General features: G+C 45.7%; 9 protein-coding genes. 7 read left to right on the top strand and 2 right to left on the bottom strand.

Features of this window, described 5'->3' with window-relative positions:
* The first annotated feature begins 117 nt into the window (after positions 1-117).
* Positions 118-348: a hypothetical protein gene (locus AC5FX6_RS16735; RefSeq protein ID WP_493598104.1), complete on the top strand. Its 231-nt coding sequence runs from the start codon at positions 118-120 to the stop codon at positions 346-348.
* 130 nt (positions 349-478) lie between these two features.
* Here the strand turns inward: AC5FX6_RS16735 and AC5FX6_RS16730 are convergent, their stop codons facing one another.
* Entirely contained in the window at positions 479-1,012 is a 534-nt protein-coding gene (locus AC5FX6_RS16730; RefSeq protein ID WP_493598103.1) for a dihydrofolate reductase family protein, read from the bottom strand.
* Between the two features lie 56 nt (positions 1,013-1,068).
* Positions 1,069-1,284: a YgaP family membrane protein gene (locus AC5FX6_RS16725; protein WP_493598102.1), complete on the bottom strand. Its 216-nt coding sequence runs from the start codon at positions 1,282-1,284 to the stop codon at positions 1,069-1,071.
* A gap of 131 nt (positions 1,285-1,415) precedes the next feature.
* Between AC5FX6_RS16725 and AC5FX6_RS16720 the strand changes: the two genes are divergently transcribed.
* From AC5FX6_RS16720 to AC5FX6_RS16695, 6 genes are all read left to right on the top strand, one after another.
* The gene (locus tag AC5FX6_RS16720; protein ID WP_493598101.1) at positions 1,416-1,745 is read left to right on the top strand and encodes a DUF2752 domain-containing protein; all 330 of its coding nucleotides are present in this window, start codon (positions 1,416-1,418) and stop codon (positions 1,743-1,745) included.
* Positions 1,746-1,748: 3 nt separating this feature from the next.
* Complete coding sequence (locus tag AC5FX6_RS16715) at positions 1,749-2,135, top strand: TM2 domain-containing protein (RefSeq protein WP_493598100.1); 387 nt, start codon at positions 1,749-1,751, stop codon at positions 2,133-2,135.
* Between the two features lie 340 nt (positions 2,136-2,475).
* On the top strand, positions 2,476-5,643 hold the full coding sequence (locus tag AC5FX6_RS16710) for a SusC/RagA family TonB-linked outer membrane protein (protein ID WP_493598099.1): 3,168 nt from the start codon (positions 2,476-2,478) through the stop codon (positions 5,641-5,643).
* A 17-nt stretch (positions 5,644-5,660) separates the two neighbouring features.
* On the top strand, positions 5,661-7,136 hold the full coding sequence (locus AC5FX6_RS16705) for a RagB/SusD family nutrient uptake outer membrane protein (RefSeq protein ID WP_493598098.1): 1,476 nt from the start codon (positions 5,661-5,663) through the stop codon (positions 7,134-7,136).
* Between the two features lie 147 nt (positions 7,137-7,283).
* Positions 7,284-8,954: an amidase gene (locus tag AC5FX6_RS16700; RefSeq protein WP_493598097.1), complete on the top strand. Its 1,671-nt coding sequence runs from the start codon at positions 7,284-7,286 to the stop codon at positions 8,952-8,954.
* A 110-nt stretch (positions 8,955-9,064) separates the two neighbouring features.
* Complete coding sequence (locus AC5FX6_RS16695) at positions 9,065-11,464, top strand: prolyl oligopeptidase family serine peptidase (protein WP_493598096.1); 2,400 nt, start codon at positions 9,065-9,067, stop codon at positions 11,462-11,464.
* The last annotated feature ends 75 nt before the right edge of the window (positions 11,465-11,539 follow it).

The raw sequence follows: 11,539 nt of genomic DNA, 5'->3' as shown, positions 1-11,539 counted from the left end.
TTGTAATAAATCCTGTAATAATAGTCTGATATAGTGTTGTTTACGTATAACAGGGTATAAACTATTCGTTAATGCGTAGCGGAGAGGCCGCTACTTAAACAGAAAGGAGTGTGAGAGATGAGAAGACATAGAAGAGGCTACCTTTCAGGATTATTCTTTAATACTGGAAACTACGACGTTAGATCAGAGGAGAACAACTTTGGATTTACCAGACAATTCTCTGAGGCGATTAATCAGGAAATGATGGATGATGAGCGGATTGAGATAGAGCACAAAAAAGCCGAGGAGCTAAATAAGAACCAAGCGGAGCAAAACCGGGATAACCAGGACTTGCCCAAAGCTTCATAATTAACCCCCAGAAGCGATTTTATGTATCCTACACAATTCTTATTGAAAAGGTAAGTAACAACACCCAATAACATCAACATCAAACTTAACAGAAGAGCCGGGCCCCGATCAGGACCCGGCTCTTCTTTTGTTAGCAACTATACCTTACCTGTAGAAAGCCGTTTCGATATAGCTTATTCTCAGTTGGAATTAGTTTTAGTTTGTGTTCCTGCGTCTCCTCCGAAAAGAGCGGGATGCCCTTGCCCAATATAATAGGTATATAAGTCAGAATGATTTCATCCAGCAGGCCAGCATTTAGGAGGGTGGCATTAAGCTGTCCGCCACCAATAAGCCAGATATCCTTGCCGGGTTGTTCTTTCAGTTGTTCTATGAAGTCCACTACGCCTTCCTTTACAAAAGAAACATGCTCCGTGTCTTCCTGTTCGGAGCGACTGAATACATAGTTTTTTAAGTCAGGGTAGGGGAAGGGCATGTCGAAACCCATGACCTCCTTATAAGTATTGTGCCCCATGAGAGTAGTATCAATGGTCTGCAGGAAAGCAGTATAGCCAAAGTCCTCGTCTGGAATGTTGTATTTCTTGTCGTGGAGCCAGTCGATATTCCCGTCAGGGCGGGCTATAAACCCATCGGTACTAGCCGCAATGTATAGGATGATCTTTCTCATAGCGCTATAAATACGTAAAGCCAGCCTCCAGGTATAGCAATTGACGTATTATAATATTATAGAACAGCGCTTTTTACACGATGCTGCTCACCCGCACAGCCGTTATAGCCAAGCGCTTGGTTGATGGGGCAATAGCGCAGCATACCTGTAACAATAGGTATAACCCCCACAGCGGATAGGGCTTTAATATTATAATATGCTCCTACACCAATAATAGCAAGGCCTGCTAATACACGCAGTTTCTGCTCTGTCAATCCTACATTACATTCCATCCTTCTGTCTCCTTAGTCTTGTTGATATTAAATTCCTTTCAGTATCATACGTGTTAAAAGCGGGGTGATGTTATAATTTGAATACATAAAAATTTGCACATGCACGATATAAACTATACCTTATAGGTGTAATGCAAAGGATGAACCCAAATAGTGCCGTGTATGCAGCCCGCCATGCAGTTCCTGAGGCTTGCTGCTGGATACTAGGCCTGCTTTTACTTGCTTGTATGGATCCTGCCGGAAAGCATTTGTTTAGCCTGTGTCCTATAAGCTGGGTTTGGGAGGGAGGATGTCCGGGTTGTGGGCTGGGACACAGTATTGCTTATTTGTTCAGGGGAGACCTCGCGTCTTCCTGGCAGTCACATCCTTTGGGAGCACCTGCACTTCTCATGCTCTGCTGGCGAATAGCAGAGTTGTTGACCCGATCTCGCAACTTATACCTCCATCATTCTAAACTATAAACTATGGCCAATGTATTTAACCTGATGCCTGAGCTCGAGCCTGATGAGATGGCTTATGTACAGGGATTGCTGAACGCGATGTCGGACCACGAAGCACAACAGTTTGTGTCAGTATACAGAGCCCGCAGGCGCGAACCGTTGCTTGTTCTCATCACAGCTGTTATTGGTTTCTTTGGTGTTGCCGGTGTGCATCGTTTTGTGCTCGGACATATTGGGTTTGGGTTGCTTTACCTGTTCACCGCTGGCCTGTGCTTTATCGGTACTATCGTTGACGTGATCAATTATAAGCGACTGGCATTTGAGTATAATATTAAGGAAGCCCAACAGGCACATGCCATTGTAATGGCTCAGTCAGGTGCCTACGGTGGGCACAGCGATTATGGCATATAGCCCTTGTTACAGATGCAGCCTTTGCTTTTATAACACCTTGTGTATTTAGAGATGCATACAGCGCATCTTTTTTTGCAATCCTGTTCTCCTGTCAGGCGTTGCGGTGTATTAGATATATTTCAAAAAAATATATATTTTCTTAAATGATGTGGCCTTCAACGCATTATAAGCGGTGTTTTATGGCTTTCATCATATCTAGAGGGTTTCAAAAGGGCAGAAAAAAATATTACGAAGAATCTGTGTTAAGGTTTTGTTAAATGTTTTTAATGCCTATATTTGGAGATAAAACTATTCTATTATCTAATCTATTTTCAACAACCTAACAAAACAAGTGTAGTTTATGAAGAAAGTATTACTACTTAACTTCTTGTTTTTGTTTGCGCTTTTGGGTCAAGTAACAGCCCAAAGTCGGACAATAACAGGTAAAGTTACTGGGGCAGGGGACGGAGCACCTCTACCAGGTGTGTCTGTAGTTGTAAAAGGTACCACTACTGGTACTGCTACTAATGCAGATGGTTCATTCAGTGTAAACGTACCAGATAATGCGAACACATTGGTGTTCCGTTATATCGGATACGTGGCAAAAGAGGTGGCGATTGGCGCAAATACTTCTATCAACGTGGCATTAGATATTGATAGCCAGCAGCTGTCAGAGGTTGTGATCCAGGTGCCTTACGGTACTATTGCGAAAACAGCCTTTACTGGTGCTGAGTCAACTATCACGACTAAAGCGATCGAGAGACAGCAGGTAACATCTGTTACACGTGTACTTGAAGGCCTGGTGCCAGGTATCCAAACTACCAACGGTGGTGGTGCTCCTGGTTCAAACGCATCTGTGCGTGTTCGTGGTATAGGTTCTATCTACTCAAGCAGTGAGCCGCTTTATGTGGTAGACGGTGTTCCTTTCAGCGGTACGCTCCAGTCTATTTCAACTGACGACATCGCGTCTGTAACAGTATTGAAAGATGCAGCCGCATCTTCTCTTTATGGTTCACGCGCTGCTAACGGTGTGATCATGATCACAACTAAAAGAGGTAAAACTGGCAAGCCTAGCATCGCCGTTAACCTGAGAAGAGGTATTTCTGATCGTGCTATTAAAGAGTACGAGCGTGTAAACGAGCAGGAGTACTATGAATTGATGTGGGAAGCAATGCGTAATGCAAAGCTTGGTGGAGCGCCTACTGCTGGCAAAGATATAGCTGGTGCTAACCAGTTTGCTTCTGATAATATTGCAGGTGGTAACGGTCTTGTTTACAACCCATTCAACGTTCCTGGTAATCAGGTAATTGATCCGGCTACTGGTCGTCTGAACCCAGCTGCTCGTTTGCTTTACAGCGATTCTTGGGCTGATGAATTGTTCCAGCAGTCTAACCGTACTGACCTAAATATGAACGTGTCTGGCGGTGCTGAGAAGAGCGATTACTATCTGTCAGTTGGTTATATCAAAGAAGAAGGTATTGCTAAATTCTCAGGTTATGACCGTGTGAATGCGCGTGCAAGCATCAATACACAGGTAACTGATTGGTTAAAATCAGGTATCAACATTGCTGGTAACATGTCTGAGAACCAGGGTAACTATGCTACTGGTACTGCTACATCAAACCCATTCTACTACTCTCGCTACATGGGTCCTATTTACCCAGTATGGCAGCGTGATGGCGAAGGTAACTTCGTAACAGATCCTATCCGTGGTGGTAATGCTCTTGATTGGGGTAATGCTAGCCAAATGGGTGCCAGACCATATGCTCCTAACTCTAACCTGCTTGGTACACTGGCTCTTGACGAAAGATCTATGAGAAGAAGCGAGGCAACTGTAAATACATTTGCTGAGGTTAAGTTCCTAGAGGACTTTACTTTCAAGACAACTTTCGGTGGTAACTACTATAACGGTTTCGGTACTACTTTCCAGAACTCACAGTTTGGTGATGCGCAGAACGTAAGTGGTCGTTCAACTAAGTCTGACAGAAGAACTACATCTTACACGTTCAACCAAGTATTAACTTGGAACAAGCAATTCGGTAACCATAGCCTGCGTGCATTGGCCGGTCACGAAAACTATGATTGGGAGAGTAGAAACGTGTCTTCTACTAAAACTGGCTTTGCCTTCCCTGGTACAAACGAGCTTGCTTCTGCAGCGACTTTGACTGATGGTACTTCAGATTTTGAAGATCACAAAATCGAGTCATACTTTACTCAGTTAAACTATAGCCTTTCTGATAAATACCTGGCTTCTGCCAGCTTCAGAAGAGACGGATCTTCAAGATTCTATAGAGATACACGTTGGGGTAACTTCTTCTCTGTTGGTGCAGGCTGGAGAATTTCAGAAGAAGACTTCTTCAACGCTGAGTGGGTTGATGAATTGAAACTGAGAGGTAGCTACGGTGAGCAGGGTAACGAAAATACCTTGAACTTAGATGGAACGCAGAACTATTATGCTTGGCAAGGACTTTACTCACTGGGCTGGAACAACGTGAATGCTCCAGGTGCACTAGTAACTTCGCTTCCAGCAATGGATCTGCAGTGGGAATCTAATGCCAACTTTAACATTGGTGCTGACTTTAAGTTCTTCAATAAGGTAGAAGGTACTGTTGAATACTTCGAGCGTATCTCTAATAACCTATTATTCCTTATTCCACTTCCTTACTCTACAGGTGGCCTAGGTAAGTGGGAAAACATTGGTACGATGAAGAACAATGGTTGGGAGTTACAGTTAGGCTACAATGCTATCTCTACTGGTGATTTCGACTGGAGAGTAGACCTTAACCTAACTAGCTACACCAATAAGATTACAAAAATGCCAAATGGTGATCCTATAATCAGTGGTACAAAGCGTTATGCTGAAGGTAAGAACATTTATGAATTCTGGTTGCGTGAGTATTATGGTGTAGATCCTAACAATGGTGATGCCCTGTACCGTACAGACAATACATTGTACAAAGCAAACAATCCAGCTTACCAGATCATCGGTCAGGATACAGTGACGAACAACATCAACAACGCCACTTATGCTTACCATGGTTCTGCGATCCCTGATCTAATGGGCGGTTTCTCAAACTCGTTCCGCTACAAAGGCTTTGACCTTGCAGTATTGCTGACATACCAGGTTGGTGGAAAGTTCTACGACAGCAACTACTCTGGCCTAATGCACAGAGGTACCTATGGTACACACTTCAGCAAAGACATGTTGAACCGTTGGACTCCAGAGAATACAGACACAGACGTGCCTAGACTGCAGCAAGGTTTAGCTACTCAGGATGGTGCTTCTACAAGATGGTTATTCGACGCATCTTACCTGAACATCAAGAATATCAACTTAGGCTATACACTGCCTAACACGTTGACTTCAAGAGTAGGTGTAAATAACATGCGTGCATTCTTAGCTGTTGACAATGCCAAAATCTTCACAAAGAACGAAGGTATGGACCCACAGCGTAGCTTCAATGGTACATCAGACTTCACTTATCCAGTGATGCGTACCTTCACGCTTGGTCTAAACGCTAACTTTTAATTAGGAATATTATTAGTATGAAAAATATAGTTAAAAAACTAGCTCCGCTGGCACTGGCTGTTTTAGTGCTGACGGGTTGCGAGAAAGAGTACTTGGAGACAACTCCTAAGTCTCAGGTGCCAAATGATTTGGTGTTTGCTTCTACAGAGGGAGCTACTGTAGCATTGAACGGTATTTACCGTTCAATGTGGACATCAATGGATGGTAGCCACGGACACTTCGGTCAGAAGTCTTATGACTTGACTATGGACATGATGGGTAACGACGTAATTACGCCTGTGCGTGGTTACGGTTGGTTTGTAGCAGAGTATAACCACTCTGCTTACGGAACTGCTACACAAACATCACGTTCTGGAGGTACCTGGAGATACTACTATAGAACCATTAACAATGCTAACCTGATCATCGCTAATGTTGATGGAGCAACAGGGACACAAGCTCGTAGAGATTATATAAAGGGTAATGCTCTTTTCCTGAGAGCTCACTCTTATTTCTACCTGGTTAACTTGTTCCAGCATACTTACAAGGGCAACGAGAACGCTCCAGGTGTGCCGGTTTACACAGAGCCAACTACAGAAGGTAAAGGCCGCGGTACTGTACAAGAAGTATACAACCAGATCATTGCTGACCTTGATGCTGCTGAAGCATTGTTGGAAGGCAAAACGAAAGATCACGTATCTCACATCAACCAAAAGACTGTTAAAGGTCTTCAGGCTCGTGTAGCTTTGCAGATGGAGAACTGGGAAAGAGCTCGCCAGAAAGCTAACGAAGCTCGTCAGGGTTATACCCTGATGAACGCAGCTACTTACAAAGCTGGTTTTGGTACTGCTAACAGTGAATGGATGTGGGGTCTTCAGATTCCTAACGACCAATCTACTATATATGCTTCTTTCTTCTCGCATATGGCTAACACTGCTGCTGGTTATGCCGGTCTTGGTAGCCAAAAGCTTGTAACTAGAGAGCTTTATGAGAAAATGGCCGCTACTGACGTTCGTAAGGAAGTTATTCAGGCTCCTACCGCCGATAACAAAGGTACTTACTACAACTACAGCTCGCTGAAGTTTAAACTGCCAGGTGCAGGTTCTTGGGCTGCTGACTATGTGTTGATGAGAGCTTCTGAAATGTTCCTGATCGAGGCTGAGGCGCTTGCAAGACTTAACAGAGGTGCTGAAGCCGTAACTGTACTGGAGACACTTGTTAAAGCAAGAGATCCTCAGTACGTAGCTCCAGCTACTGAAGGCCAAGCTCTGATCGAAGAGATTCTGATCCAAAGAAGAATCGAACTTTGGGGTGAAGGTTTCTCAATCCTGGATCTGAAGCGTCTGAACAGACCAGTTAAGAGAATCACTGGTACTGCACCTAACGGTGAGCACGTTGAAGCGCTTATCCTGGTAAAAGAGCGTTCTATCACGGATCCACAGATCCTGTTCAGAATCCCTCAGGACGAGATCAACAACAACAAAGCACTGTCTGCTGGTGATCAGAATCCATAACAGATTCCTCAATAGGTAGAATCTAACAATAGACCGCCCCTTGCTATGCAGGGGGCGGTTTTTTTGTAACTATTATTGAAAGAGCCAAAGGTATAAATGAATGATAATTGCTAACTTATAGGTCAGAATAACTGATCAAATGTTTTCATGAAAAGATCTTACACCTATACAGTAGTTGGTGCCGCATGTTTCCTGTCCGGAGCATTTGTAATGAAGGTAGCCGATGATAAAATCACAGTAGATGTGCTTAGAAATGCACAGCAAATGATTGGGCTGAAATTTTCTGATGCGCAGCTTGACTCTGCCACGGCAAATGTGGCAGACTTTAGAAGCAGCTACCAGCGCATCAGAGAGCAGCCTTTAACGAATGATGTATCGCCTGCGCTGCAGTTCAACCCAGTGCCTGTAGGATTTGAGTTTGAGCAGAAACGGGAGAAGTTTGAGGTCGAGCGCATAAAAGGGATAAAACTGCCAGCCAATAAAGAAGAGCTCGCTTTTTATTCTGTACCGCAACTCGCAGAATTAGTGCGTACAAAACAGATCAGCTCTGAAGAACTTACCAAATTCTTTCTGGGGAGACTAAAGCAGCACGGACCTACTCTGCAATGTGTAACTAGCCTGACGGAGGAGCTTGCCTTGGAGCAGGCACGACGAGCTGACCAGGAGATCAAAGCCGGCAAATACAAAGGCATGCTGCACGGTATCCCTTATGGCGTAAAGGATCTGTTAGCAACCAAAAGATACAAAACTACCTGGGGCTCCGTTCCATACAAAGACCAGCAACTAAACCTGGATGCGACCGTCGTAGAACGACTGGAGCTGGCAGGTGCCGTACTGGTTGCCAAACTGACACTCGGGGAACTTGCCATGGGTGATGTGTGGTATGGCGGCAAAACCAAGTCACCCTGGGATTTGACCAAAGGCTCCAGTGGTTCCTCTGCCGGATCAGCCGCAGCAGTAGCAGCTGGATTGCTACCGTTTGCCATCGGAACAGAGACGTTAGGCTCTATAGTGTCACCTTCAACCGCGTGTGGTACTACTGGCCTTCGACCTACATTTGGGCGGGTAAGCAGGCATGGGGCCATGGCACTGAGCTGGTCGATGGATAAGATTGGACCTATTGGCCGATCAGCCGAAGACTGTGCCATTGTATTCAATGCCATTTACGGTCCAGATGGAAAGGACTTGACCATTGTGGATGCTCCTTTCAATTACAATAAGAACATTGACGTGCGCAAGTTGCGGGTAGGCTATCTGCAGAAAGACTTTGAACGGGAATATCCTTTCAAAGAGAATGATAAAGCAACGCTCGAAGCTCTTAAGAAAGCAGGTATAGAACTGGTGCCAATCGAGTTGCCCAACCTACCGGCGCGTGATCTAACGATGACCATTTCAGTAGAAGGAGCAGCCGCTTTCGATGAGTTAACACGTAGCGGCCGTGATAGTAGCATGGTGCAGCAACACAAGAACGCTTGGCCCAATATATTCCGGGCAGGGCGGTTCGTAACCGCCGTGGAGTACCTGCAGGCCCAGCGGGTACGCTCCCTGATTATACAGCAAATGCACGAGAAACTGAAAGGGATAGACGTATACCTGAGTCCATCTTATGCAGGAAGTAACCTGGTGATGACAAACCTAAGTGGTCATCCCTGTGTAGTGCTTCCGAATGGTTTCCAGAAAAACGGCATGCCAACTACGATCACCTTTATGGGGCAGCTCTACGGAGAAGCCAAAGTGTTGGCATTGGCCAAACTGTACCAGGACCTGACAAACTTTGATGAGCAGCATCCTCCCATGGCGCTCAGCACTTCTAAATAAGTTGAACAGTTCCCAGAATGCAGTAAGGCTAAAGTTCTGATTTGGTAAGTTTAGCTTTAATAGCTTAAATTTATCTCAAACAACAATCTAATCTAAACAAAACATCTATTATGCTTTTTAAGAAGAAAGCCATACTCCTGATGTCGTGGCTGGTGCTGGCAGGCGGTGCTACGCAGGCGCAGGAAAATAGTAGCAAGCTGAGTGTGGAGAAGATCATGCGCGATCCAACCTGGATCGGTACTTCTCCCAGCAATGTATTCTGGTCAGAGGACGGCAAAAAAATCTATTTCAGCTGGAATCCAGATGCTAATCGCAGGGATTCCCTTTACAGTGTATCAGCTAACGGCAGCAACCTGAAGAAGGTAAACGCCCAGGAACGCCGTGCCCTGCCTGGCACCTGGAACGCCCGTTATAACAGAGCGAAAACCCAGAAGGTATACGAGAAGAACGGTGACCTGTACCTGCTCGATATCAAGAGTGGCAAAACCCAGCAAATCACCAATACGGTAGAGCGTGAGAATAGCCCGTCGTTTAGCCATGACGAAAAAAAGGTAGCGTTCGTGAAAGACGGCAACCTATACCTATGGACGATTGCCAACGGCCAACTGGCACAACTGACTGACTTCAAAAAAGGGAATAAACCAGGAGAGGAAGGCAAAAACCCACAGCGTGATTGGTTGAAAGAACAGCAGCTTGCTTTGCTACAGATTGTGCGCGATCGTGAGGCGGACAAAGAAGCGGCCACAAAGCAACAGAAAGCGGACAGCCCGGCCCGACCAAAGGAGATTTACATAGGCGATAAGTCGGTTGACAACATTGTGCTAAGTCCCGATGAGCGCTATATCAGTTACCGCATGGCTACAAGGCCTAAAAATGCCAAAGTAGCCATAGTGCCTGATTTTGTAACTTCATCAGGCTATACAGAAGATATCAACACCCGCACGAAAGTAGGGGACGCTCAAGCTACATTTGAGTCGTATGTGTACGACATCAGACGCGACACTACCTATGCGCTGCAAGTAGGCGGCATAGAAGGTATAAACGACCAGCCAGCCTATATCCGCGATCGCGACACGAAGGCAAGTACGGCTAAAGAACCGGCTACGAAGACTACTAAAGCAGAAGCACGTGCTGTGACAATGTTCGGGCCTGTATGGTCAGACAATGGCAAGCACGCTGTCATGGTAGCCCGCGCAGCTGACAACAAGGATCGTTGGATACTAAAGCTGGACCCGGCCACAGGAAAGCTAAGCACTCTTGATCGCCAGCGCGACGAGGCTTGGATCAGTGGACCAGGTATAGGGTATGGTACAGGAGATATCGGCTTTATGCCAGACAACGAACAGGTATGGTTCCAGTCAGAGGAAAGCGGATATTCACACCTCTATACTGTAAACCTGAACACCGGCAATAAAAAGGCGCTGACAAGCGGCAAATTTGAGGTTTCCGGGCCTCAGATATCCAATGATAAAAAGAACTGGTATTTCACAGCCAACAAAATTCACCCAGGCGAGAAGCATTTTTACAGAATGCCGATCAATGGAGGAGAGATGACCCAGCTGACAGCTGGCACAGGTGCACATGAAGTAACCCTATCACCGGACGAGAAGAACCTGGCTATACGCTACTCATATAGCAACAAGCCTTGGGAGCTCTTTGTACAGGATAATAAAAAAGGGGCTAAGCCGCGTCAGGTTACTCAATCGCTCACGGATGAGTTTAAATCTTATAACTGGCGTGAACCAGAGGTGATCAGTTTTAAGGCGAAAGATGGAGAGGACGTGTATGCTAGACTTTATCGTCCGGAAAAAGCCGTGGCAAACGGGCCTGCTGTGGTCTTTGTACACGGTGCCGGTTATCTGCAGAATGCTCACAAATGGTGGAGCTCCTATTTCAGAGAGTATATGTTCCACAATTTCCTGGCCGATAACGGCTATACCGTACTGGATATTGACTACCGTGGCAGCGCCGGCTACGGCCGTGATGTGCGTACGGGCATCTACCAGTTTATGGGTGGTAAGGACCTAAGCGATCATGTGGATGGTGCTAAGCTGCTTGTCGATAAGTATAATGTAGATCCGAAGCGTATAGGCATCTATGGCGGCTCTTATGGCGGTTTCATTACCTTAATGGCCATGTTTACCGAACCTGATGTGTTTGCAGCTGGCGCAGCGTTGCGATCTGTAACGGACTGGGCGCATTATAACCATGGCTATACCTCTAACATCCTGAACGTGCCACAGCTTGATAGCCTTGCCTACGCTAAGAGCTCACCGATCTATTACGCGGAGGGTCTTAAGGGAGCACTCCTGATTTGCCACGGCATGGTGGATACGAATGTGCATTTCCAGGATGTAGTGCGCCTGACCCAGCGTCTGATCGAGTTAGGTAAAGACAATTGGGAACTGGCAGTATACCCTGTAGAGGACCACGGCTTCACAGAGCCAGCCAGCTGGACTGATGAATACAAGCGTATCTACAAACTATTTGAAGAGAACCTCAAGAAGTAACTTGTCGATGAACAATAAAAAAAGCGCAGGGCAATCGTTGCCCTGCGCTTTTTTCATGCCCGTACCTATAGGTAT

The sequence above is a fragment of the Pontibacter sp. LHS2 genome (assembly GCF_058932845.1).
Note: the sequence above shows the minus strand (reverse complement) of the source record. Positions and strands in the feature narration are given on the sequence as shown.

What these genes read in the sequence shown, in the direction of transcription:
- AC5FX6_RS16730 (WP_493598103.1), bottom strand. Translation starts at nt 1,012, where the DNA reads ATGAGAAAGATCATCCTATACATTGCGGCTAGTACCGATGGGTTTATA.
- AC5FX6_RS16705 (WP_493598098.1), top strand. Translation starts at nt 5,661, where the DNA reads ATGAAAAATATAGTTAAAAAACTAGCTCCGCTGGCACTGGCTGTTTTA.
- AC5FX6_RS16695 (WP_493598096.1), top strand. Translation starts at nt 9,065, where the DNA reads ATGCTTTTTAAGAAGAAAGCCATACTCCTGATGTCGTGGCTGGTGCTG.
- AC5FX6_RS16715 (WP_493598100.1), top strand. Translation starts at nt 1,749, where the DNA reads ATGGCCAATGTATTTAACCTGATGCCTGAGCTCGAGCCTGATGAGATG.
- AC5FX6_RS16710 (WP_493598099.1), top strand. Translation starts at nt 2,476, where the DNA reads ATGAAGAAAGTATTACTACTTAACTTCTTGTTTTTGTTTGCGCTTTTG.
- AC5FX6_RS16720 (WP_493598101.1), top strand. Translation starts at nt 1,416, where the DNA reads ATGCAAAGGATGAACCCAAATAGTGCCGTGTATGCAGCCCGCCATGCA.
- AC5FX6_RS16725 (WP_493598102.1), bottom strand. Translation starts at nt 1,284, where the DNA reads ATGGAATGTAATGTAGGATTGACAGAGCAGAAACTGCGTGTATTAGCA.
- AC5FX6_RS16735 (WP_493598104.1), top strand. Translation starts at nt 118, where the DNA reads ATGAGAAGACATAGAAGAGGCTACCTTTCAGGATTATTCTTTAATACT.
- AC5FX6_RS16700 (WP_493598097.1), top strand. Translation starts at nt 7,284, where the DNA reads ATGAAAAGATCTTACACCTATACAGTAGTTGGTGCCGCATGTTTCCTG.